Source organism: Streptomyces canarius (assembly GCF_014650735.1).
Classification (GTDB): Bacteria; Actinomycetota; Actinomycetes; order Streptomycetales; family Streptomycetaceae; genus Streptomyces; species Streptomyces olivaceoviridis.
Genome location: NZ_BMVN01000028.1, coordinates 36,991 through 60,402, shown reverse-complemented (window position 1 = coordinate 60,402; position 23,412 = coordinate 36,991). Strand labels below are relative to the sequence as shown.

Genomic DNA, 23,412 nt, shown 5'->3' with positions numbered 1-23,412 from the left:
CCGTCAGTCCTGGGCCGTGCGCCAGGCGATCAACGCACTGCGCGCCAGCGCGCGTTCCTTCCGGCGTCCGGGCAGAAGGGCAGGCCTGCTCCCGGCTGTCTTGGCGAAGTCGGGGAGCAGCCCGCGGTCGCTGATCTCCTGAAGCATCACGAACAGGGGTGTTCGGCCCAGCCCCTGGGGCGTGAGCAGGTCCTGGTGCGCCTTGCAGACACCGGTGAAGACACGCGAGAACTGCTCCAGGGACAGGCTGTCCAGGAGGGTGCGGGTCAAGGACCGCCAGTGCTCGCCGGACATCCGTCCCAGCCAGGCGTCGTGCACGGCCAGCCACACGTGATCCGTGTCGAGCCTTCTCGCGAAATCGGTGATGAGCAGGGAATGGAGCTCACGCCACTCGGACTTCGACGCCAGCAGCAGGAGCGTCAGCGTGTGTTCGCCGATACGGCCGAACGCCGCTGGGTGAAGGTTCCTGACCGCGGCCTTCTCATCGGCCGGGATGCGTGCCATGACCTGAGCCATATCGTCCAGGCCGCGCGGGGACTCCAGCAGAGCGGCGAGGACGCTGTGCGGCCCTGCCGGGCGCAGCATCAGGATCTGATCCGTTCCCGGATCCCACTGGTCCGGCCACAGGGTGTGGAGTACCGCGATGTCCTGCGGCGTCATGACCAGACAGGCCTCGGCGGCGAGGAGCCCGGCCCTCTTGGCGGCTTGGTGGGCGAAGGATGGTGTCCACTGCCGGTCCAGTGTGCGCTTGCCGAAAGCGGCCACGTCCTCGACGCTGCGGACGCGGGCCACCTCACGCACGACGTGGTCGCCGTGCAGTCGGTCGCCGCGGTGGTCCAGCCAGGCGACCAGGTCGGAGAGCTCGTCCACGGGCCGGGTCAGCGCCGCCTCGGTGAGGTCACGGGCCGCTTCCCTGGTACGGCCCGTTTCCCAGTGCGCCGTCAGCTGGTCCTGAAGGATCTCCAGGGGGAGCGCGATACCGCCACCCTCCCCAACGCGCGCGGCCAGTTCCTCCTCCATCTCCCTGACCTGGGTTTCCAGAGCGGCGCATCGGCGTTCGGCGTTGGCGCGGGCGGCGACCACCTCTGCCAGCTCGGCCCGGAGCCGGGCGACCTCGTGGGCCAGGCTGTCGTTGTCGGCGACGTGTTCGGCCGGCGCCTCCACATCCGCGCCACCGGCGCTGGGCCGGCCGGCGAACCAGTCCTGGCGTACCTGCTGCAATTCGGCGTGCAGCCGTGCGATCTGATGCTCCTTCTTCTCCAGCAGGTCGTGCAGCGCCTCTTGGTGTCTGGCCAGGAGCTCGGCCTCGCGCTGCGTCTTCTCCATCTCGGCCCGCAGCGACTCCAGTTCGTACACGGCCGGGTCGCACACGCGCAGGGCCGCCAGGCGCAGTGCGCGCAGCTTCGAGTGGACCTCGGGCTGAACAGGGGTGCCGCGCACGGATTCCACCTCGCGGACCAGCCGGTCGATGAAGTCCTGCGTGGCCACTCGTCGGCCGCGGAGCGCTCGTGACACCACCGACTTGTCGAGCGAGACGCGGACCGCGTACGCGCTCTGGGACATCCCCAGGGTGTTGAAGAGCGTGGTCAACGCGTTGCCGAGTGCGGCGACCTCGGGGATCCCACCCCGCTCCAGGCTCCCCGAACCCCTGGTCGCAGGCAGCGCCTCCGTCACTGAGATCCCCCTCTTGTTGACCTCGCATCGGCAACCCGTGCGTCTGCCGCAACGGGTGCGCGCTTCTGCACGGTGGTGTCCCGGAGAGTCCCTCCCACGGATTGGAGCCGTCGAACCATGACACCGTCCTGGACCGCCGTGGTCGCGGGCAGCCGCTGGCTGCAACGTGTCCTTGTCGTCCTCTGCGCAATCGTTCCGCTGCTTGTCGTCACCCTCGCCTGTACGCCGGCGTTGGTCGTACTCCCGTTCCTGCCGGCGCACAGCGCTCGTGCCACGGCGATCGTGCGGCAGCTCATCGCATGGACCCGCACCGCGCTGATCGCCAGCCGGAGCCGGTGAGCGGCGCAGACCCGGGCGACAGGAGGATTCCCGCGCGAACGGTGGTCTACCGCCCGACTCCGCCGGCGCGGCCGCGGTCGAACGGTCGTGTCCGCCGCTTTCACCGCGCCCCCGCCCGCCACCGCTGCCCACGGCCGTTGGACAGGGCGCGCAGGGACACGCCGTCGCCGTCGTCCGGGGTCACCGCCGTCCCGACGGCGACGGCCGGGCGGATCGTGCCGTCGGGGCCGACGGTGAAGCGGAGGTTCTCGCCGTTGCGGCCGTGGACCGAGTCGCACTCCCAGATGCCCACGCCCCGGTCGGCCGAGCCCCGGCTGTCCAGGCAGAAGTCGTCGTCGGCCGCCGAGCGGAGCACGCCCAGGGAGGCGTCGACGCTCCAGCGCTGGGTCGCGGAGGAGTCGCAGGGGGCCGTGACGACGTCGTCGCCCTTCGCCAGGTCGCCGTCGCGGATGTCCAGGCAACGGCCCGTGGCGAGGTTGACCACCTGGGCGTAGGCGGCGCCCGGCGGGGCGGGCGGGGGCGTCGGACGGGGCGTCTCGCGGCGGGGCGGGGTGGGAGTCGGGCGGTGTGAAGGCGGGGTGGGGGACGGGGGTTCGGACGTGGGGGACGGGGAGGGGGACGGCGGCGGGGGGAGCGAGACCGTTGCCGTCACCGTCACCGAGGAGGCTGCGGGGGGCGCCGCCGGGCGCCGGTCGGTGGAGTGCGCGGGGCTGAACAGGAGGACCAGCAGCGGGGTCAACGCCACGCCCAGGGCCGCCGAGCCCAGCAGGACGCGACCGCGGGGCGGCCGGCCCGGCGGGGCCGCCGTCGTGGGTACGGCGGCGGGTCCGGGGCGCTCGTCCCGGCGCAGGTACGTCGTTCCGCGCCACGGCAGCAGGCCCTCGGCCAGGGTCTGCCGGGGCGCGTCCCGCAGCTCCCGCACCTCCTCGAACGCGGCCGTGCAGTGCGGGCAGCGCGCCATGTGGGTGTCCAGGTCGGCGCTGCGACGCGGGGCGTCCGGCCGTACCGCCTCCTCGATCAGCCGCCGGAAGTCCGCGCAGCGCGGGTCGTCGGAGGCGGCCAGCCGGTGCCGCAGGCAGGCCCCGGCCAGGGCGGTGAGGGCCCGCGGGGTGTCGTGGGGGACGTCCGCGCGGCCGAGGCCGAGGAAGGCGGCGGTGCGCTCCTCGGGTTCCGCGTCGAGGACGCCGTACCAGAGCAGTCCCTGGGCGCGGGACGGCAGCGACTGGAAGGCCGGGAGCAGGGGCGGGGTCGGGCCCCCCGGGCGGCCGGCCGTGGTCAGCACCAGCAGCAGGCCCGGGTCGACGCCCGCGGCGCGTTCGTCGCGCGCCCAGTCCGCCGCCAGCCGCACGGTGAGCAGCAGCAGCCGGTGGCGCAGGGGGAGGGGCGGTTCGACGCCCCGGGCCGTCTCGCGGGCCGCCGTGGTGAACGTCTCCGCCGCCAGCCGCCTGGCCGCGGGCTCGCTCGTCGCGCACAGCCGGGCGTAGGCGAGGACCGCCGGGTGGTGGCGGTGGCGCAGCTCCCGCAACGCCGGGTAGGCCGTGGGCGCGGGGGAGCGCAGCAGTCCGGTCAGCCGTGCGTCCGGCGCGTTGTCGTGGTCCCCCGCCGTGGCGTGGCCCCGCTCAGCCATGCAACACCCTCCGTCCCGAGAAGGCCGCTGACATACCAGCCAGTCTGGGGACCCATGGTGGTGGACGGGGAAGGCCCCGGGCAGAGGTTTCCGTGAGGAACCGCATAACGGTTGGGCCGCTGGGCACCCGGCACCCGGCGCGGTGGGTGACGGGACGGCGGAGCGGCCCGGCATTCCGGCCGGGCCGCTCACCGCAGTGCGGGGAAGCGCGAGTTCCGTGCGGAGCTCACTCCTCCAGCGTCAGCCCCTTGCGCAGCCGTACCAGCGTGCGCGACAGCAGCCGGGACACGTGCATCTGGGAGATGCCGAGTTCCTCGCCGATCTCCGACTGGGTCATGTTCGCCACGAACCGCAGGGAGAGGATCTTGCGGTCCCGGGGCGGGAGTTCGGCGATCAGGGGCTTGAGCGACTCGATGTACTCGATGCCTTCGAGCCCGTGGTCCTCGTATCCGATGCGGTCCGCGAGCGCGCCCTCGGACTCGTCCTCCTCCGGCTGGGCGTCCAGCGACGCGGCGGTGTAGGCGTTCGAGGCGGCCATGCCCTCGACGACCTCGTCGTTGGAGATGCCCAGCCGCTCGGCCAGTTCCGCGACCGTGGGGGCGCGGTCCAGTTGCTGCGCCAGCTCGTCGCCGGCCTTGGCCAGGTCGAGCCGCAGCTCCTGGAGCCGGCGCGGGACGCGCACGGACCACGAGGTGTCACGGAAGAACCGCTTGATCTCGCCGATGATGGTCGGCATCGCGAAGGTGGGGAACTCGACGCCGCGGGAGAGTTCGAAGCGGTCGATCGCCTTGATCAGGCCGATGGTGCCGACCTGGATGATGTCCTCCATCGGCTCGCTGCGGGAGCGGAAGCGGGAGGCGGCGAACTTGACGAGCGCGAGGTTGAGCTCGACGAGGGTGTTGCGGACGTACGCGTGCTCGTGCGTCCCTTCCTCCAGCGACTCCAGGCGCTCGAAGAGGGTCTTGGACAGGGCCCGCGCGTCGACCGCGCCGATCTCGTCGTAGGGGGGGATCTCCGGGAGTCCCTCGAAGGGGTCGAGGGGGCCGATGGGATGATCCAGTTGTTCCGGTGGGGGTGTCGACGTCGCGAGCGGGGTAGGCGATGCGTCGAGCCGGGGTGACATGGGTGTCCTCCATCGTTCTCGGCATATGGCTGCCGAAGCCAGTACGTGCACTGCGGTGTGCGGCGCCTCCGAAGCCGGCGTGTAGGGGTGTGTGTCCTTACTAGCCCTACCCGCTGCACCGAGCGAGTCGCAAGTGCGTTCTGTAGCTATATGTCCGTTTCTGCGCGGATGTTCGGGTGTCGGAGTGCGCATGGAAGGCGTAATGTTCGAGGGCATCAGCAGCCACGACCTCGGGAGAGAGACGGCATGGACCACGGGACGGTCGGCAGCGCACAGTCGGGCCGGCTTCTGGTGGAGGTGCGGGAAGAGGGCTCCAGCGCCGTTGTGACACCGGCGGGTGAGCTCGATCACCACACCGCCGATCTTTTGCGTGAGCCCCTCGACGACCTCCTGGCCAAGGGCTTCTCGCGGCTCGTAGTGGACTGCTCACGCCTGGAGTTCTGCGACTCCACGGGGCTGAACGTCCTGCTCGGCGCCCGCCTGAAGGCGGAGGCCGCCGGCGGCGGGGTCCACCTGGCCGGGATGCTGCCGGTGGTCGCCCGCGTGTTCGAGATCACCGGGGCCGAGGCGGTCTTCACCGTCCACGACTCCCTGGAGGCGGCCCTGGCCGAGGGTGCCGACTGATCCGCCGCCCCGGCGTCCGGTCCGGTCCCTCGCCGCTTCTCGTGGGCGTTACATGCATCACGTCCAAAACGGGGGGTGTTCCGTCGGATCGGTCGGGCAGGAGAGGGCAGAAGAAGGCGGGAGGCATTCCGCCGGCTGTCGGCCGTCCACCGGGCACCGGTGGCCGGAGGGCGCCCGGGACGGGGCGTGCGTCCGGCGGACGGGCGGGTATGGATCTCCTGGCCGGGCGGCGTGCGGACGGCCGCCGGGCGGTGTGCGGACGGCGCGCGGACGACGACGTTCGGGTGGCGTGCGGACGACATCCCGACCGGACGGGGCCCAGGGTGCCGACGGTGCCGGGCCTTCGACAGGACTGACCGGCCCGAGACCACGGCCGGACTATTGACCGGACTTTTGAATCGTGAACTGGCGAATCGGTGAGGTGAAGCGCTGATGAGCACCACCCGGCCTTACTCGCCGGGCGACCGCGGCCCGGAGCCCAGCGGCGCTTCCGGGGCGTCCGAGGGGGCTGCGCCGACCGTCGGCGCGGCCACGGGGGCAGCCGCGCCGTCCGTGCCGTCCGGGCCGCCGGGCCCGGCCGACGGCGCCCCGCAGCCCCGGGGCCGGCAGGTCCGCAGGCTGCGCCTGGAAGGCGAGAGCGGGGTCGTCCCGCTCGCCCGCGACTTCACCCGCCAGGCGCTGTACGCATGGGGCTGGCTGCCCGCCGCCACCGCCGACCGGCGGGCCGCCGCCGAGGACGTGCTGCTCGTGGTCTCCGAACTGGTCACCAACGCCTGCCTGCACGCCGAGGGCCCCGACGAACTGCTCCTCGCCTGCGACAACAAGGTGATCCGGCTGGAGGTCTCCGACCGGGGCGCCGGCCAGCCGGCCCCGCGCACCCCGCACCGCGCCGGCCGGCCCGGCGGGCACGGCATGTTCATCGTGCAGCGGCTGTGCCTGGACTGGGGCGTGGTCCGCGCCGCCGGCACGCCGGGCAAGACGGTCTGGGCGGAACTGGGCGCTCCCGCCTGAGCACCGGTGGAGGCCACCCGGGAGCACTCGGGTCCCCGCCTCCACTCCGACACCGCTTCGCGCACGCCGGATCACCACAACTCCGGCGTGTGACGTGTCTTCCTTCCTCGCGACCCCGGGCGTACCTTGACGGCCAAATCTGATATGCCGTCAGGAATGGATGGGGTGGGCCGACCGTGTCGTACCCGAAACGAACCGCCGCGCTCGCGTCCGCCGCGGCCCTGGCCGGCTCGGCGGTGCTGCTGGCCGCGCCGACGGCCCACGCCGACGTCGTCGACGTCAACTACCGCTGTCAGACGCCGATCGGGGTCAAGAGCGCCGTCTCGCCGATCGACATCAAGGGCGTCAGGAGCGGCGGTAGCTACAAGATCACCATGTCCTGGCGGAAGGGCGTCTCCTCCAGCCCGGTCGAACTCGGCAAGGGGGCGATGAGCCCGAGCGCCACGATCAGGCTGGGCGGTGCCGGCAGTGGCACGCTCGCGGTCAGCGGACCCGCCAACGACGCGGCGATCCCGGCCGACACGCCGATCAAGATCAGCGACCTGAGCGGCACCTACACGCCGAAGAAGAGCGGCAAGGTCACCTTCACGGCGGGCACGCTCACGATCAAGGCGCTCGGTACGACGACGACCTGCACGCCGACGAACGGTCCGGGGCCGTCCCTGACCCTGGACGTGACAGCGCCCGGCGGCTCGTCATCGTCATCGTCCACATCGGGTGGCACCTCCTCCGCCGGGCAGCTTCCGCAGACCGGCCCCGAGGACTCCGCGGTCGCGCTCGGCACGCTCGGCGGCACGGTCCTCCTCGCGGGCGCGGCGGGCACGCTGTGGCTGACCCGACGGGGTCAGACCGCTCGGCGCTGACCGGTCGGGCAGACGCCGGGCCCCGTCGGGACGGGCCGGCCAGTCCGGCGCAACCGTGTCGGAGCCGACCGGCCGCACCCCTGTCCCGGCCGACCGCGCACCGCCGCCAGGCCCCGACCGGACCGCCACCCGTCGCCCCGGGCCCCGGCCGCCGCACCTCCGGCCACCCCCGCTGAACCGTCCGGCCACCTCTCCCGAACCGTCCGGCCACCCCCGCTGGAGCCGCCCATGCCGCCCGCCGCCCGTGTGCCGGGCCCGCCCCACTCGCCACGCGCCTTCTCCGAGCCGCGCACCTCACCGGCGCCGTTCGCCCTGGACACCCGCCGCACCCGCAGCGCCCCCAGCACCGCCGGCACGCCCAGCACCCAACGCACTCCCAGCACGAGCACCGCCGGCACCCCCAGCACCCGCCACCCTTCCCGCACCCCACTCGCGCTCGTCACCCTGCTCCTGCCGCTCGTCCTCCTGACCAGCGCCCCGCGAGCGTTCGCCGGGTCCGGGGGCTGGTCGGTCGCGCCCCTGGGCGCCGGGCGCGCCGCGTTCTACGCCGAGGGCGCCCCCGGGACGGTCCTGCGGGACAGCGTGTCCGTGACCAACCGGAGCCGGACGCCGGTCACGGTCCGGCTGCGCGGCACCGGTGTGCCGACGGTCTTCGCCCGGAGCGGCCTGCGGGTCCCGCCCCGCACCCGTGCCGAGGTGCCCTTCACGCTGACCGTGCCACCGGGTGCCGCGCCCGGGGACCGCACCGGCGCGATCGTCGTGCGGGACGCGCACGGCCGTGGTGCGACCGTGCGGGTGTGGCTGCGCGTGAGCGGCCCGTCGCTTGCCGCGCTGACCGTCGAGCATCCCGCCGTACACGCCGACCGGATCACGTACGAGCTGGTCAACCGGGGTACGACCGTTCTCGTACCGAAGCTCGCGGTGCGCGCCGACGGACTCTTCGGCCGGGTCCTGGACCGCGCCCCGCGCACCCTGCCGGTCCGGCTGGCCCCGGGCGCCCGGCGCACGCTCAGCGAGCCGTGGCCCGGCCGGCCGGTGCTGGACCGGGTGCGCGTACGGCTGACGGTGACGGCGGCGGGCGGCGCGCACGACACGACGGGCACCACGGCGGCGTACGTGCCGTGGGGCGCGGTGACCGGCGGCGCGGCAGCGGTGGCGGCGGGGGGTGCGGCCGTACTGCTCCGGACCCGCCACCGGCGCCGCCGCCCCGCACGCCCCGGACCACGACCCGGCGCGGTGGAGCCGACGGGAGCGGTGTCGTGAGGCGCGTGCGGCCGGCCCGGACACCGGACCGGCGCCGGGCGACCGGTGCGGCCGGTGCCGGACGGCGTGCGGGACCGGCCCGGACACCGGCCTCGCGTCGGCGAGCGGGCGCGGGTGCTGTCGTGAGGTGGGTCGCCCTGGCGGTGGCCGGTGCGCTGCTGGTGGCCCTCGGCGGGCCCGCCGGGCAGGTGCGGGCCGCCGAGGGGCCGGTCGTCGAGGTGTCGCCGGTTCAGGCCGGTGCCGGTGGCTCGGTCGCCGTCAGGGGTAGCGGCTGGCGGCCCCGCACCTTGCTCATGGTGCTGGTGTGCGGGCGGGCCACCCCGGCACGAGGGGTCGTCGGCGGCACCAACTCCTGCGCGAACGGCGACGGCCGGGCCGTGACCACCGGCGCCGACGGTGCCTTCCGCCGGAAACTGCCGGTCGCCGAACCTCCCGTGCCCTGCCCCTGCGTGGTGCACGTGGCCACGGTGACCGGCGCCCAGGCCGAGGCGGACGCCGTCCTGGAGGTCGCCGGCCATCCCGTGGCCCCGCTGCCCGCCGAGCGCTCCGCGGGCCGGCTGGCGGTGCTGTCCGACACCCGGCTGGCCGGGGCCGGCGGACTGCTCACCTGGTTCGGCGCGCCACCCGGCCGCACCCTGGTCCTCACCGTCGGCAACACCGGCACCGGCCCGATCGAGAACCCGGTGTTCCAGGTCGGCACCGCGCACGGCGTCTTCGCCCCCGAGTGGGACGAGCGGCAGTGGCACGGCACCCTGGCGCCCGGGAAGAAGGCACGGATCAAGCTGCCGGTCGAGCTGTCGGCGGGGGCGCACGGCGACTACACCGTGACGCTGAAGTACGGCGGCCGGGTGCTCGCCGAGCAACCGTGGGGCGTGGGCCGGCCCTGGGGCGTGACGCTCTTCTGGATCCTGCTCTGCCTGGTCGTCCCGGCCGCCCTGTTCCGCGCCGGGATGGCCGTGGTGGACCGGGTCCGGCCCCGTCGGCATCGCCCGCACCGGTCCACCGCCCAGAGCCCCCGTCCCCTCCTGGGCCCGCGCCTGCGCCGCCTGCTCCCGCGCTCCCGTTCCGCCGGGCCCCCGGCCGCCACCGCCCCCGTGGCCGACCCGGCCGCCCCGACCCTGCCGTGGTTCGTCCCCCATTCCGCTCCGGGCGGCCCGGCCGGCCAGACCTCCGCACCGCACGACGACAGACCGGCGAGTCCCACGACTCCCACCACTCCCACCAGGAAGGGACCCACGTGAGCAAGCGAAGGAGAGGCACAGCGGCCGGGGGCACGGGCGCCCTGCTGGTGCTCGGTGCGGCGGGCGTCCTGCTGGGCGCGGCGGTGACCCCCGCGCAGGCGGCCGAGGTGTCGTACGCCACCCACTGCGTGCCGCCCGCGGGCATCGACCCCGTCGACGGCACCACCAAGGTCGAGATCACCGCGCCGGCCACGGCCAAGGTGGGCGACACGGTGGACATCGGGTGGAAGTTCGTCCAGGCCGCCTCGAAGAACCCGGACATCATCGACCTGCCCGCGAACTCGGTCCAGCCGTCCGGCGTGCTGAAGGCGGCCGGCGCGCAGAGCGCCGACATCGCGATGGAGGGCCCGCGGGAGAACCCGGCGATCCCCAAGGGCGGGAACATGGTGCTGTCCGCCATGAAGGGCAGCCTGAAGCTGACGGCGGCCGGCGAGGTGACGCTGACGCCGGACGCGTACACCGTCAACGCCATGTCCACCGACACCAAGTGCGCGCCGAAGGAGGCCGTGCAGAAGGCGGCGACGATCCAGGTGACGGCGGGCGGTGGCGGCACGTCCAGTGCGACCCCCACCCACTCGGCCACGCCGACCGGATCCGCCACGCCGACCGGATCCGCCACCGCCACCCCCACGGCGACCGGCGGCACCGGGCAGACCGACTTCACCGGCAAGGAAGTGCAGATCCCGTACGCCTGCAAGACCCCGATCGGCGACAAGAGCGCGACCTCGCCGGTGCAGATCGACGCGAAGAAGAGCGGCGGCGGTTACGACCTCACCGTGCGGTTCAAGAAGTCGGTGATGGACAGCCCCGCCGACATCCCGAAGGACTCCGTGAAGCCGTCCATGGAGGTCGTGCTGGGCGGCGCCGACAAGGGCACGGTGCATGTGGAGGGGCCGACGAACGCGAACCCGGTCAAGTCCGGCGACCCGATCGGGATCCCCGACCTCACGGGCACCTACAAGCCCGGCGCGAGCGGCACCTCGACGCTGTCCCCGGGCGTGCTGACGGTCAAGGCGCTCGGTACGACCACGACCTGCACGCCGGTGAAGACGGCCGTCTCGCTCACCCTGGACACGACGGAGCAGCCGGGCGGCGCGGCGGGCGGCACGTCGACGTCGGGCGGTTCCTCGGGTTCCGCCACGACCGACGGCGGCGACGGCGGCCTCGCCGAGACCGGCGCGAGCGACCACGGCGCCCTGAAGGCCCTGGGCCTGGTGGCGGGCACGGCGATCCTGCTGGGGGCGGCGGTGTTCACGGTGCTGCCGAGGCGCGGCACGCGATAGCCCACCCCGTCGGCGCTCAGCGGTTCCCCGCACAGCGGAAGGGCCGCCGCACCCCCCTGGGTGCGGCGGCCCTCCCGGCCGGGCCCGAGGGCTAGTTCACGTTGCCCATCAGCTTCTTCACCTTGCCGCGGTACATCCACACCGCGACACCCGCGACCACGGCGAGCACGGCCTCCAGGGCGACGAAGCCCATCTTGTCGAGGTTGACGCCACCGACGGCCGGGTTCGACAGCAGGGCGGTGACGGAGTCGCCCGCGGTCACCGCGAGGAACCAGACGCCCATCATCTGCGAGGCGTACTTCCTCGGCGCCATCTTCGTGGTCACCGACAGACCCACCGGCGACAGCGTCAGCTCACCGACGGTCTGCGCGAAGTAGATCGCGACCAGCCACATCGCCGCGGCCTTGTGACCGCCCTCGGCGATCGACAGCGGGGCGAGGAAGACGAAGAAGGACGCGCCGACCAGCACCAGACCGGAGGCGAACTTCACGATCGTGCTCGGCTCCTTGCCGCGCTTGTTCAGCCACAGCCACAGCCAGGCGAAGACCGGTGCGAGGGCCATGATCATGACCGGGTTGACCGACTGGTACCAGGAGACCGGGAACTCCCAGCCGAAGATGGTGTTGTCGGCGCTCTTCTCGGCGAACAGCGAGAGCGTGGAGCCGCCCTGGTCGTAGATCATCCAGAAGACGGCGGCGGCCACGAAGAACCAGATGTACGCGGACACCTTGGAGCGCTCGGCCGGCTCCAGGTCCTTGTCGCGCAGGATCCGGGAGATGACCAGGATCGGCACGATCAGGCCGATGAGCGTGAGCGGGATCAGCGCCCAGTTCAGGGTGAAGTGGCCGGTGCCGCCGACGACGCCGTAGAAGACCGCGGCGATGGCCAGCCAGATCAGGCCCTTGCGCAGGGTGGACGCCTTCTCGGCGGGCGTCAGCGGGGTCGGGACCTCGCTGCTCTTGGCGTTCAGGTGGCGACCGCCGAGCAGGTACTGGGCGAGGCCCAGCGCCATGCCGAGCGCGGCCAGCGCGAAGCCCAGGTGCCAGTTGACGTTCTCACCGACGGTGCCGATGACCAGCGGGGCGACGAAGGCACCGAGGTTGATGCCGATGTAGAAGAGCGTGAAGCCACCGTCCCGGCGCGGGTCCTCCGGGCCGTCGTAGAGGTGGCCGACCATCGTGGAGATGTTGGCCTTCAGCAGACCGGAGCCGATGGCGACGAGAACCAGGCCGACGAAGAAGCTCGCGGCGGCGGGCAGCGCCAGGCACAGGTGACCGAGCATGATGACCAGGCCCGCGACGGCGACCGTCTTGCGGGGGCCGAGGACGCGGTCGGCGAACCAGCCGCCGGGCAGGGCGAGCAGGTACACGAGCGACAGGTACACGGCGTAGATCGCCGTCGCCGTGCCCGCGCTCAGGTGCAGGCCACCCGGGGCCACCAGGTACAGCGGGAGAAGGGCCCTCATGCCGTAGTAGGAGAAACGCTCCCACATCTCGGTCATGAAGAGAGTGGCCAGTCCGCGGGGGTGGCCGAAGAAGGTCTTCTCGGAACCGGGGGTGCCCGGTCGGACCGAGTCCTTCGTCAGGCTGGACGCCATGGTCGTTCCTTGCTGGTCGGGACGCGCGGTGGAGCGTTGCGCGCCCGGTGGGGGTGTCGGCCGGCACCGGCGGGGTCGGCCGGCCACCCCCACGCCCAGGGGGAGTCCGCCCCGGATCGCGGAGCGGCGGACGGCGACCACCGGGATCCACGCCCCTGACGCGTCACCGCGTCCGGAGCCCGGCCAGAGGTCATTCCTTTCAAGGCTGGTCTGGACCAGCCCGCACACAAAGAAGACCCTCAGCGTCATATGCCCGCCAAAGGTCCCCGGTGTACTACAGGCGTTCAGATCACCATACGGCAGCACACCGCCGGATATGGAAGGACTTGAGACAGGGATCACAGGTGTCGCGGGGACCACGGGACCGGATCGAAGGTCTCTTCTACGATCGCATCCCCAGGTCAATGGTTCGTACCAGCAGCATACGAAGGTAAGAGGCCGGGGTGGCGATCACGCCCCGGCACCGCACGCGGGCGGTCTACCATCACCTCATGACCCGTGTACTGCTCGCCGAGGACGACGCGTCCATCTCGGAACCGCTGGCCCGCGCCCTGCGCCGGGAAGGTTACGAGGTCGAGGTGCGCGAGGACGGACCCGCCGCGCTCGACGCCGGAATGCAGGGCGGCGTGGACCTGGTCGTGCTGGACCTGGGCCTGCCCGGCATGGACGGCCTGGAGGTCGCCCGCCGGCTGCGCGCCGACGGTCACACCGTGCCGATCCTCATCCTGACCGCGCGGGCCGACGAGGTGGACACCGTCGTCGGCCTGGACGCGGGCGCCGACGACTACGTCACCAAGCCGTTCCGGCTCGCCGAACTGCTCGCCCGGGTGCGGGCCCTGCTCCGGCGCGGCGCCGCCGAACCGCAGCAGCCGCCGGCCACGCACGGGGTGCGGATCGACGTCGAGTCGCACCGCGCCTGGATGGGCGACGAGGAACTCCAGCTCACCGCCAAGGAGTTCGACCTGCTGCGGGTGCTGGTGCGGGACGCGGGCCGGGTGGTGACCCGGGACCAGCTGATGCGCGAGGTCTGGGACACCACGTGGTGGTCGTCCACCAAGACCCTGGACATGCACATCTCCTGGCTGCGCAAGAAGCTGGGCGACGACGCGGCGAACCCCCGGTACATCGCGACGGTGCGTGGCGTGGGCTTCCGGTTCGAGAAGAGCTGAGTCCGGGCCCCAGCGAGCACCCCAGGTAACGGAGCATGCGCCGACGTCTCATCCAGTCCACCCTCGCCGTCGTCCTCGTGGTGATCGCGGTCTTCGGCGTGTCCCTGGTGATCGTCGAGACGCGGACGATCGGCAACAGCGCCCAGGAGCGGGTCGAGTCGGAGGCGGTGCGGCTGGCCAGCATCGTGGACAGCCGGATCCTCGCCGCGGAGAACGTGAACGCGGACGTGCTGCGCAACCCGGTCAGCAAGGACCAGTACGCGGTCATCCGCATGCCCGGCAAGCCGCCCATCGAGATCGGGACCAAGCCCGAGGGCGACACCATCCACTACACGCAGCGCGGCGAGGAGGGCGAGACGGTCACCGTGCAGGAGCCCCGCTCCGCGGTGACCCGCGAGGTCGGCCGGACCCTGCTGATCATCGGGCTGGTCGCGCTGCTCGCCGTGGTGGCGGCGGTGCTGCTCGCCGTACGGCAGGCCAACCGGCTCGCCTCCCCGCTGACCGACCTCGCCGAGACCGCGGAACGCCTCGGCTCCGGCGACCCGCGCCCCCGGCACAAGCGGTACGGCGTCCCCGAGCTGGACCGGGTCGCCGATGTGCTGGACGCCTCCGCCGAGCGGATCGGGCGCATGCTGACGGCCGAGCGGCGCCTCGCGGCCGACGCCTCCCACCAGCTCCGCACGCCCCTGACCGCGCTGTCCATGCGGCTGGAGGAGATCACCCTCACCGACGACCCGGACACGGTGAAGGAGGAGGCGACCATCGCGCTGACGCAGGTCGAGCGGCTGACGGACGTCGTGCAGCGGCTGCTGACGAACTCAAGGGACCCGCGGACCGGCTCCGCCGTCACCTTCGACCTGGACGAGGTCATCCAGCAGCAGCTCGCCGAGTGGCGGCCCGCCTACCGCAGCGCCGGCCGGGCCATCGTCAGCTCCGGCAAGCGGCACCTCCAGGCGGTGGGCACCCCGGGCGCGGTCGCCCAGGTGCTGGCCGCGCTGATCGAGAACTCGCTCATGCACGGCGGCGGCACCGTCGCCCTGCGCACCCGGGTCACCGGCAACCAGGCCGTGATCGAGGTCACCGACGAGGGGCCGGGTGTGCCGGCCGACCTCGGCGCGCGGATCTTCGAGCGCACGATCAGCGGACGGAACTCCACGGGGATCGGCCTGGCCGTCGCCCGGGACCTCGCGGAGGCCGACGGCGGACGGCTGGAGCTGCTCCAGGCGCAGCCCCCGGTCTTCGGCCTGTTCCTCTCGCGCACGCCCCCGGCACGCACCCCGGACGACGAACAGCCGACGGTCCGTTAGCCGGTCCGCGCGCCTACGGCACGTGCTGCTTGGGCGTCCGCTTCGTCGGGTCCGGCTCCAGAATCGATTCCGCGCTCGACACGGTCTCGCGGGCGGGCATCGCCCGGAACACCCAGGAGCGGTACGACCAGAACCGGAAGAGGGTCGCGACGCCGATGCCGACGAACTTGAAGACGTTGCTCTGGAGCGGGCTGTCCCAGCCGAAGCCGTAGGTCGCCAGGTACAGCACGCCGTTCTCGATCACCAGGCCGATCGCGCTGAACAGCAGGAACAGCGTGAGTTCCTTGGTGCGCCCGCTCTTGTCGCGGTCCCGGTACGTCCAGTAACGGAAGCCGACGTAGTTGAAGACGATGGCCACGACCGTCGCGATGATGCTGGCCCGCACCACCGGCAGGTCGGAGACGTGCCGGACCAGGTTGAAGACGCCGAGATTGACGAGGACGCCGGCACCGCCCACGGCACCGAACTTGACCACCTCGCGTACGAGCCGTTGCAGCCCCGAGGAACGAGGTTCCATGGCTGTGCAGCTCCCGTCGGTAGGTTTCCTCAACCCCGCCATGCTAGCCGGGCGGGATCGCCGGTGCCCGTGGACCGGGCCACGCCGTGGAAACAGGTCGGAAAGAGGCGGGGAAGCACCGGGTAAGAGTCCGTGAGAGGGACGCGATCCGGCAGCCTCCGCGTGGCCGATACGCTAGGGGTGTGACGTTCCCGGTAGTCGGCATGGTCGGCGGGGGTCAGCTCGCGCGTATGACGCACGAGGCGGGCATCCCGTTGGGCATCAGGTTCAAGCTTCTCAGTGACACTCCTCAGGATTCCGCGGCGCAGGTCGTGAGCGACGTCGTCATCGGCGACTATCGCGATTTGGACACGCTCCGCGAGTTCGCGCGTGGCTGTGACGTGATCACTTTCGACCACGAGCACGTGCCCACCGAGCACCTGCGCGCCCTGGAGGCGGACGGCATCCCCGTGCGCCCGGGGCCGGACGCGCTCGTGCACGCCCAGGACAAGGGGGTGATGCGTGCGAAGCTCGACGCGATCGGCATCCCCTGCCCCCGGCACCGGATCGTGAGCGACCCGGAGGACGTGGTCCGGTTCGCCGAGGAGGGCGACGGCTTCCCGGTCGTCCTCAAGACGGTCCGCGGCGGCTACGACGGCAAGGGCGTGTGGGTCGTGGACAGCGCCGAGGAGGCGGCCGAGCCGTTCCGCGCCGGCGTGCCCGTCCTCGCCGAGGAGAAGGTCGACTACGTCCGCGAGCTGGCCGCCAACGTCGTGCGCTCCCCGCACGGCCAGGCCGTCGCCTACCCGGTGGTGGAGTCTCAGCAGGTCAACGGCGTCTGCGACACGGTCATAGCCCCCGCGCCGGACCTGGAGGAGGACCTGGCGCTGCACGCCGAGCAGATGGCGCTGACCATCGCCAAGGAGCTCGGCGTCGTCGGGCACCTCGCCGTCGAGCTGTTCCAGACCCGCGACGGCCGCATCCTCGTCAACGAACTGGCGATGCGCCCGCACAACTCCGGCCACTGGAGCATGGACGGCGCGATCACCTCGCAGTTCGCCAACCACGTCCGCGCGGTCCTGGACCTGCCGCTGGGCGACCCGCGCCCGCGCGCCAAGTGGACCGTGATGGTCAACGTCCTGGGTGGCGACTTCCCGGACATGTACTCCGCGTACTTGCACTGCATGGCCCGTGACCCCAAGCTCAAGATCCACATGTATGGCAAGGACGTGAAGCCCGGCCGCAAGGTCGGACACGTCAACACCTACGGCGACGACCTGGACGACGTGCTGGAGCGCGCCCGTCACGCAGCCGGCTACCTGAGAGGCACCATCACCGAATGAGCCCCGTTGTTGGCATCGTCATGGGGTCGGACTCCGACTGGCCCGTCATGGAAGCCGCCGCCAAGGCCCTGGACGAGTTCGAGATCGCCTACGAGGTCGACGTCGTCTCCGCGCACCGCATGCCCCGCGAGATGATCACGTACGGTGAGCAGGCCGCCGACCGCGGCCTGAAGGTGATCATCGCGGGTGCGGGCGGCGCCGCCCACCTGCCCGGCATGCTCGCCTCCGTGACCCCGCTGCCGGTCATCGGCGTGCCCGTGCCGCTGAAGTACCTGGACGGCATGGACTCCCTGCTCTCCATCGTGCAGATGCCGGCCGGTGTCCCCGTCGCCACGGTCTCCGTCGCCGGTGCCCGCAACGCCGGTCTCCTCGCCGCCCGCATCCTCGCCGCGCACGACGAGGACCTGCTGCACCGGATCCGCGACTTCCAGCAGGACCTCAACGACCAGGCCACCGAGAAGGGCAAGCGGCTGCGCTCCAAGGTCGAGGGCGCGGGCAGCGGCTTCGGCTTCGGGAAGTGACCGCCGTGGCCACCCTCGACGAAGCACACGCGCTGCTGCGCGAGTTCCCCGTGGTCGACGGGCACAACGACCTGCCCTGGGCGCTGCGCGAGCAGGTCGGCTACGACCTGGACGCCCTGGACATCGCCGGTGACCGGAGCGAGCGGCTGCACACCGACCTGCCGCGGCTGCGCGCGGGCGGGGTCGGCGCCCAGTACTGGTCCGTGTACGTGCCCTGCGAGCAGCCGGATCCGGTCGCGGCGACGCTGGAGCAGATCGACTGCGTCCGGCAGCTGCTGGCCCGCTACCCGGCGGCGCTGGCGCCCGCGCTGACCGCCGCCGACATGGAGGCGGCGCGCGGCGAGGGCCGTATCGCCTCGCTCATGGGCGCCGAGGGCGGGCACTCCATCGCCAACTCGCTCGGCACCCTGCGCGGCCTGTACGCGCTCGGCGTGCGCTACATGACGCTCACCCACAACGACAACGTGGACTGGGCCGACTCCGCGACCGACGAGCCGGGCGTGGGCGGGCTGTCCGCCTTCGGCCGCGAGGTCGTGGCGGAGATGAACCGCCTCGGCATGCTCGTCGACCTCTCCCACGTGGCGGCGACGACGATGCGCGACGCGCTGGACGCCACCTCCGCGCCGGTGATCTTCTCCCACTCCTCCTCCCGCGCGGTGTGCGACCACCCCCGCAACATCCCCGACGACGTCCTGGAACGCCTGCCCGCCAACGGCGGCGTGGCGATGGTGACGTTCGTGCCCAAGTTCGTGCTCCAGGCCGCCGTCGACTGGACGGCCGCGGCCAGTGAGAACCTGCGCGCCCACGGCATGCACTCCCTGGACACCAGCCCCGAGGCGATGAAGATCCACCGGGCCTTCGAGGAGCGCAACCCGCGCCCGGTCGCCACGGTGTCCACGGTCGCCGACCACCTGGACCACATGCGCGAGGTCGCCGGGATCGACCACCTCGGCATCGGCGGCGACTACGACGGCACCGCGTTCACCCCGGACGGCCTGAACGACGTCTCCGGCTACCCGAACCTGCTCGCCGAACTGCTGGACCGCGGCTGGTCCAAGGCCGACCTGGCCAAGCTGACCTGGCAGAACGCGGTGCGTGTGCTCGGCGCGGCGGAGGACGTCGCCCGGGACCTCCAGGCGACCCGCGCGCCGTCCCTCGCCACGATCGAGTCGCTGGACGGCCCGCGCGACGCGAACTGACCGGGGTACGCCCGCCCGGCGAAGGCCAGGATCACCGAGGCGGGCGTTCCCGGAGCGTCACGACCGTTCGATCCGGCACAGGCAGAACGGATGCCCGGCCGGGTCGGCGTACACCTGGAAGTCCTTCGTCTCGCGGTCCTGAAGGTCCAGCGGGCGGGCGCCGAGCGCCAGCACCCGCTCGTGCGCCGCGTCGAGGTCCGCCCAGGTCGGCCCCGCGTCGAAGTCGAGGTGGAGCTGCTGGCCGTTGCGGTCCGCGCGCGGCCACTCCGGCGGGGTGTGTCCCTCGGCCCGCTGGAAGGCGATCCGCGGCCCGTCCGGCACCTGGAGCACGACCCAGTCGTCGTCCTCCGGCCGCGGGGTTCCCCCGGCCACGGCCGCGTAGAAGGCGGCCAGCACGTGCGGATCGGGGCAGTCGAGCACGACGTTGCGGAAACGGGCCACGGACGCCATGGGGTCCTCCTCCGGGACGGGTCAGCAGGCGCAGAGACAGAACGGGTGCCCCGCCGGGTCGGCGTAGACACGGAAGGTCCGCTCGCGGTCCTGCGCGTCCAGCGGCTTGGCGCCCAGTTCCAGCACGCCCTTCTCCGCCGCGTCCAGGTCCTCCACCACCAGGTCCAGGTGGAACTGCTGCGACCGGTCCGCCGCGGGCCACTCCGGCGGCACGAACCCCTCCGCCCGCTGGAAGGCCAGTGCCGCCCCGCCGGGCACCTTCAGGTCCACCCACGCGCTGTCCGCGGGGTCCTCCTCCACCGTGCCGCCCAGCACACCGGCGTAGAAACCGGCCAGCGCGCGGGGGTCGGGACAGTCCAGGACGACGACACCGAGCTTGGCGAGAGCCATGACTACCTCCTCGTAGCGTTACCTGTGGAGACGGGTAACCGGTAACCGTTACTGCATGCTCCCGGTATAGGGGGTAACGTCGCAAGCATGAGCGAGAGATCGGCTGCTCCCGGCGGCCTGGCCCTGATCGAGTCCCTGGTCAACACCCTGGACATCGAGTCGGGCGCGGACGGGCTGGACACGCCGGAGGGCCGCGCCCGCCTCGGGATAGCGGAGGAGGGGCTGGCCGACGCCCGGGAGCTGCGCGAGTCGCTGCGGGCAGCGCTGCTCGCGCACGCCGGACATCCGCCGCACCGCCCGGTGACCCCGCTGGGCACCCTGCTGGTACGCGCCCCGCTGTACGTCGCCGTCGACGACCACGACGGCTCGGCCCGCCTCGCCCCCGCCGACGCGGACCCGTTGCTCTCCCGGGTCGCCGCCGCCGTCGCCGAGGCGCTCGTCGCGGGCACCTGGACCCGGCTCAAGGCGTGCGAGGCCGAGACCTGCCACTGGGCGTACTACGACCGCAGCCCCGCCGGGCGCGGACGCTGGTGCTCGATGCAGGTGTGCGGGGCGCGCGCGAAGATGCGCCGGTACCGGGCGAAGGGCGCGTGAGCGGCGGCGGTGTGGTGCAGAATGCGGACAGACGCCGGTTCGGCCGACTGAGCCTCGGCCGAACCGGCGTCGCCATACGGGCCTCGGGCGCCTACGCCTTGGGACGGCCCATCGCGCGGTACGTCCAGCCGGCCCGGCGCCACAGCTCCGGGTCGAGGGTGTTGCGGCCGTCGAGGATCACCCGGGCCGCCGCCGTCTCGCCGAGCGCCACCGGGTCCAGCTCGCGGAACTCGCGCCACTCGGTCAGGTGCAGGACGACGTCGGCGCTCCGGGCGGCCTCCAGCGCGGAGCCGGCGTAGCCCAGGGTCGGGAAGACCTTGCGGGCGTTCTCCATGCCCTTCGGGTCGTACACGGTCACCTGGCCGCCCTGGAGGTGGATCTGGCCGGCCACGTTCAGCGCGGGCGAGTCGCGGACGTCGTCCGAGTCCGGCTTGAAGGTGGCGCCGAGCACCGCCACCCGCTTGCCGAGGAAGGAGCCGCCGCCGAGCGCCTCCCGGGTCATCTCCACCATCTGGCCGCGCCGGCGCATGTTGATGGAGTCGATCTCGCGCAGGAAGGTCAGCGCCTGGTCGGCGCCCAGCTCGCCCGCGCGGGCCATGAACGCCCGGATGTCCTTGGGCAGGCAGCCGCCGCCGAAGCCGATGCCGGCCCGCAGGAACTTGCGGCCGATCCGGTCGTCGTGGCCGATGGCCTCCGCGAGCTTCGCCACGTCACCGCCGGCGGCCTCGCACACCTCCGCCATCGCGTTGATGAAGGAGATCTTGGTCGCGAGGAAGGAGTTCGCGGCCGTCTTCACCAGCTCGGCGGTCGGGAAGTCGGTGACCACGAACGGCGTGCCCTCGCCGACCGGGCCCGCGTACACCTCGCGCAGCAGCTTCTCGGCGCGCTCGCTGCGCACACCGACGACGATCCGGTCCGGGTGCAGGGTGTCCTGGACGGCGAACCCCTCGCGCAGGAACTCCGGGTTCCAGGCCAGCTCGGCGTCGCCGCCCGCCGGGGCGTGCTCGGCCAGGTAGGCGGCCAGCCGGTCGGCGGAGCCCACCGGCACGGTCGACTTGCCGACGACCAGGGCGGGGCCGCGCAGATGCGGGGCGAGGGAGGCGACGGCGGAGTCGACGTAGCTCATGTCGCAGGCGTACTCGCCGTGCTTCTGCGGGGTGTTCACGCACACGAAGTGCACATCGCCGAAGGCGCCGACCTCGGCCCAGTCCGTGGTGAACCGCAGCCGCCCGGTGGACCCCTCGATCCCGGCCACGTGCCGGCGCAGCAGCTCTTCGAGCCCCGGCTCGTACATCGGGGTCTCGCCGCGCTCCAGCATGGCGATCTTCTCGGGTACGACGTCCAGGCCCAGCACCTCGAAGCCCAGTTCGGCCATGGCCGCGGCGTGCGTGGCGCCGAGGTAGCCGGTGCCGATCACGGTGATCTTCAGGCTCATGGGGTGCGCTCCAGCTCCGGTCCGTCGGTCCTGCTCGGTCATGCTCGGTCATGCGGTGCCTGAGCATAGTCGGGCCGCTCGGCGGGCAGCTTCCCCGCTGTCACCAAGCTCACGTAGGCGGGTTCACACGGGGGCTCTAAAATTCAGTTACTTAACGGTAATTAGCGTCAGTATCACTGCGTCTTTGGAGCGTGAGAGACCGTGGCCGGATCGGCTGACTTCGACCTGTACCGCCCGTCCGAGGAGCACGACATGCTCCGGGACGCCGTCCGCTCCATGGTCGAGGCGAAGATCGCGCCCTACGCCGCGGCGGTGGACGAGGAGGCCCGCTTCCCGCAGGAGGCCCTCGACGCCCTCGTGGCGAACGACCTGCACGCCGTGCACGTCCCCGAGGAGTACGGCGGCGCCGGCGCCGACGCGCTCGCCACGGTCATCGTGATCGAGGAGGTGGCCCGCGCCTGCGTCTCCTCCTCCCTCATCCCGGCCGTGAACAAGCTCGGCTCGCTCCCGGTGATCCTCTCCGGCGGCGAGGAGCTGAAGAAGAAGTACCTGACGCCGCTCGCCAAGGGCGACGCCATGTTCTCGTACTGCCTCTCCGAGCCGGAGGCCGGCTCCGACGCGGCCGGCATGAAGACCAAGGCGGTCCGCGACGGCGACCACTGGGTGCTCAACGGCGTGAAGCGCTGGATCACCAACGCGGGCGTCTCCGAGTACTACACGGTCATGGCCGTGACGGACCCCTCGAAGCGCTCCAAGGGCATCTCCGCCTTCGTCGTGGAGAAGTCGGACGAGGGCGTCTCCTTCGGCGCCCCGGAGAAGAAGCTCGGCATCAAGGGCTCCCCGACCCGCGAGGTCTACTTCGACAACGTCCGCATCCCCGCCGACCGCATGATCGGCGAGGAGGGCACCGGCTTCATGACGGCCATGAAGACCCTGGACCACACCCGCATCACCATCGCCGCCCAGGCCCTCGGTGTCGCCCAGGGCGCCTTCGACTACGCCAAGGGCTACGTCCAGGAGCGCAAGCAGTTCGGCAAGCCGATCGCCGACTTCCAGGGCATCCAGTTCATGCTCGCCGACATGTCCATGAAGATCTCGGCGGCCCGCGCCCTCACCTACCAGGCCGCCGCCGCCTCCGAGCGCGGTGACGCCGACCTCACCTACCTGGGCGCCGCCGCCAAGTGCTTCGCCTCGGACGTCGCCATGGAGGTCACCACCGACGCCGTCCAGCTCCTCGGCGGCTACGGCTACACCCGTGACTACCCGGTGGAGCGCATGATGCGCGACGCCAAGATCACCCAGATCTACGAGGGCACGAACCAGGTCCAGCGCATCGTCATGGCCCGCAACCTGCCGTAACCCGACATGCGGGACGTCGCTCCCCGGCGTAGGACGGAAGCACACGGGCCCCGCCCCGGGTCCCGCCTGCCTCCGAGGAGGAGCCATGACCCAGTCCCAGTCCGGAATGATGCCCGCCCTCACGCAGCAGATGCAGGACTGCATCGACGCCTGCATGGACTGCCACAACATCTGCGAGGAGGCCATGAGCTCCTGCATGCAGCAGGGCGGCCAGGCGCAGATGCAGATCATGCGCGCGCTCATGGACTGCTCCGAGACGACCCGCATGTGCGCCGACATGATGATGCGGCGCTCGCCCATGGCCGGCGAGATGTGCGCCGTCTGCGCGCGGGCCTGTGACATGTGCGCCGAGGCGTGTATGTCCATGCCCGACGACGAGATGATGATGCGCTGCGCCGAGGCGTGTCGCCGCTGCGCGGAGACCTGCCGGGCGATGGCGGGCGCCAGCATGTGAGCCCGCCCCGGCACGGCCGAGGGCACCCCGCGGGGTGCCCTCGAACCGGT

General features: G+C 72.3%; 23 protein-coding genes. 15 read left to right on the top strand and 8 right to left on the bottom strand.

Annotated features, from left to right (window positions below; all coding sequences use genetic code 11):
- Positions 1-3 precede the first annotated feature (3 nt).
- Entirely contained in the window at positions 4-1,674 is a 1,671-nt protein-coding gene (locus IE294_RS31020) for a hypothetical protein (RefSeq protein ID WP_189891558.1), read from the bottom strand.
- 117 nt (positions 1,675-1,791) lie between these two features.
- On the opposite strand from IE294_RS31020, the gene IE294_RS31015 reads away from it, so the two are divergent.
- A complete protein-coding gene (locus tag IE294_RS31015; protein ID WP_189891556.1) occupies positions 1,792-2,013 on the top strand; it encodes a hypothetical protein in 222 nt (73 codons plus the stop codon).
- Between the two features lie 100 nt (positions 2,014-2,113).
- Here IE294_RS31015 and IE294_RS31010 read toward each other — a convergent pair whose 3' ends face one another.
- Together IE294_RS31010 and IE294_RS31005 are read right to left on the bottom strand one after the other, a co-directional pair.
- Positions 2,114-3,640, bottom strand: coding sequence for an RICIN domain-containing protein (locus IE294_RS31010; protein ID WP_189891554.1), 1,527 nt, complete (start codon positions 3,638-3,640; stop codon positions 2,114-2,116).
- Positions 3,641-3,866: 226 nt separating this feature from the next.
- Positions 3,867-4,763, bottom strand: coding sequence for an RNA polymerase sigma factor SigF (locus IE294_RS31005; protein ID WP_189891552.1), 897 nt, complete (start codon positions 4,761-4,763; stop codon positions 3,867-3,869).
- A gap of 246 nt (positions 4,764-5,009) precedes the next feature.
- Here IE294_RS31005 and IE294_RS31000 point away from each other — a divergent pair, with 246 nt between their 5' ends.
- The 6 genes from IE294_RS31000 to IE294_RS30975 all read left to right on the top strand — a co-directional run bounded on the left by IE294_RS31000 (position 5,010) and on the right by IE294_RS30975 (position 11,048).
- Entirely contained in the window at positions 5,010-5,387 is a 378-nt protein-coding gene (locus tag IE294_RS31000; RefSeq protein ID WP_189891550.1) for an STAS domain-containing protein, read from the top strand.
- Between the two features lie 432 nt (positions 5,388-5,819).
- A complete protein-coding gene (locus IE294_RS30995; protein WP_189891548.1) occupies positions 5,820-6,398 on the top strand; it encodes an ATP-binding protein in 579 nt (192 codons plus the stop codon).
- A gap of 176 nt (positions 6,399-6,574) precedes the next feature.
- Positions 6,575-7,261: an LPXTG cell wall anchor domain-containing protein gene (locus tag IE294_RS30990; protein WP_189891546.1), complete on the top strand. Its 687-nt coding sequence runs from the start codon at positions 6,575-6,577 to the stop codon at positions 7,259-7,261.
- 228 nt (positions 7,262-7,489) lie between these two features.
- Entirely contained in the window at positions 7,490-8,524 is a 1,035-nt protein-coding gene (locus IE294_RS30985) for a COG1470 family protein (protein ID WP_229917442.1), read from the top strand.
- 122 nt (positions 8,525-8,646) lie between these two features.
- Complete coding sequence (locus tag IE294_RS30980) at positions 8,647-9,765, top strand: hypothetical protein (RefSeq protein ID WP_189891544.1); 1,119 nt, start codon at positions 8,647-8,649, stop codon at positions 9,763-9,765.
- A complete protein-coding gene (locus IE294_RS30975; protein ID WP_373315870.1) occupies positions 9,762-11,048 on the top strand; it encodes a hypothetical protein in 1,287 nt (428 codons plus the stop codon). The genes IE294_RS30980 and IE294_RS30975 overlap by 4 nt, the downstream gene beginning before the upstream one ends.
- 91 nt (positions 11,049-11,139) lie before the next feature.
- On the opposite strand, the gene IE294_RS30970 is transcribed toward IE294_RS30975, so the two are convergent.
- The gene (locus IE294_RS30970; RefSeq protein WP_189891542.1) at positions 11,140-12,645 is read right to left on the bottom strand and encodes a peptide MFS transporter; all 1,506 of its coding nucleotides are present in this window, start codon (positions 12,643-12,645) and stop codon (positions 11,140-11,142) included.
- Between the two features lie 491 nt (positions 12,646-13,136).
- On the opposite strand from IE294_RS30970, the gene IE294_RS30965 reads away from it, so the two are divergent.
- Both IE294_RS30965 and IE294_RS30960 read left to right on the top strand, forming a co-directional pair.
- Entirely contained in the window at positions 13,137-13,814 is a 678-nt protein-coding gene (locus IE294_RS30965; RefSeq protein WP_030653180.1) for a response regulator transcription factor, read from the top strand.
- A gap of 35 nt (positions 13,815-13,849) precedes the next feature.
- Complete coding sequence (locus IE294_RS30960; RefSeq protein ID WP_014673125.1) at positions 13,850-15,121, top strand: sensor histidine kinase; 1,272 nt, start codon at positions 13,850-13,852, stop codon at positions 15,119-15,121.
- A 13-nt stretch (positions 15,122-15,134) separates the two neighbouring features.
- Here IE294_RS30960 and IE294_RS30955 read toward each other — a convergent pair whose 3' ends face one another.
- Entirely contained in the window at positions 15,135-15,638 is a 504-nt protein-coding gene (locus IE294_RS30955) for a GtrA family protein (RefSeq protein WP_189891540.1), read from the bottom strand.
- A 182-nt stretch (positions 15,639-15,820) separates the two neighbouring features.
- On the opposite strand from IE294_RS30955, the gene IE294_RS30950 reads away from it, so the two are divergent.
- Genes IE294_RS30950 through IE294_RS30940 form a run of 3 tightly spaced genes read left to right on the top strand, consistent with a single transcriptional unit; the run spans position 15,821 to position 18,680 of the window.
- Positions 15,821-16,960 carry a 5-(carboxyamino)imidazole ribonucleotide synthase gene (locus tag IE294_RS30950; RefSeq protein ID WP_189891538.1) on the top strand — a complete coding sequence of 380 codons (1,140 nt, stop codon included), beginning with the start codon at positions 15,821-15,823 and terminating at the stop codon, positions 16,958-16,960.
- Positions 16,957-17,481 carry a 5-(carboxyamino)imidazole ribonucleotide mutase gene (gene purE, locus IE294_RS30945; protein ID WP_189891536.1) on the top strand — a complete coding sequence of 175 codons (525 nt, stop codon included), beginning with the start codon at positions 16,957-16,959 and terminating at the stop codon, positions 17,479-17,481. The genes IE294_RS30950 and purE overlap by 4 nt, the downstream gene beginning before the upstream one ends.
- Positions 17,482-17,486: 5 nt before the next feature.
- Positions 17,487-18,680, top strand: a complete 1,194-nt coding sequence (locus tag IE294_RS30940) for a dipeptidase (protein ID WP_373315873.1) — start codon at positions 17,487-17,489, stop codon at positions 18,678-18,680.
- 57 nt (positions 18,681-18,737) lie between these two features.
- Here the strand turns inward: IE294_RS30940 and IE294_RS30935 are convergent, their stop codons facing one another.
- Together IE294_RS30935 and IE294_RS30930 are read right to left on the bottom strand one after the other, a co-directional pair.
- Positions 18,738-19,130: a VOC family protein gene (locus tag IE294_RS30935; RefSeq protein ID WP_189891532.1), complete on the bottom strand. Its 393-nt coding sequence runs from the start codon at positions 19,128-19,130 to the stop codon at positions 18,738-18,740.
- A gap of 21 nt (positions 19,131-19,151) precedes the next feature.
- A complete protein-coding gene (locus tag IE294_RS30930) occupies positions 19,152-19,520 on the bottom strand; it encodes a VOC family protein (protein ID WP_189891530.1) in 369 nt (122 codons plus the stop codon).
- Between the two features lie 87 nt (positions 19,521-19,607).
- On the opposite strand from IE294_RS30930, the gene IE294_RS30925 reads away from it, so the two are divergent.
- A complete protein-coding gene (locus IE294_RS30925; protein WP_189891528.1) occupies positions 19,608-20,114 on the top strand; it encodes a CGNR zinc finger domain-containing protein in 507 nt (168 codons plus the stop codon).
- Positions 20,115-20,205: 91 nt separating this feature from the next.
- Here the strand turns inward: IE294_RS30925 and IE294_RS30920 are convergent, their stop codons facing one another.
- Entirely contained in the window at positions 20,206-21,549 is a 1,344-nt protein-coding gene (locus IE294_RS30920) for a UDP-glucose dehydrogenase family protein (protein ID WP_189891526.1), read from the bottom strand.
- Positions 21,550-21,750: 201 nt separating this feature from the next.
- On the opposite strand from IE294_RS30920, the gene IE294_RS30915 reads away from it, so the two are divergent.
- Both IE294_RS30915 and IE294_RS30910 read left to right on the top strand, forming a co-directional pair.
- Entirely contained in the window at positions 21,751-22,908 is a 1,158-nt protein-coding gene (locus tag IE294_RS30915) for an acyl-CoA dehydrogenase (RefSeq protein ID WP_268252821.1), read from the top strand.
- An 85-nt stretch (positions 22,909-22,993) separates the two neighbouring features.
- Entirely contained in the window at positions 22,994-23,362 is a 369-nt protein-coding gene (locus IE294_RS30910) for a four-helix bundle copper-binding protein (RefSeq protein ID WP_014673115.1), read from the top strand.
- Positions 23,363-23,412: the final 50 nt, after the last annotated feature.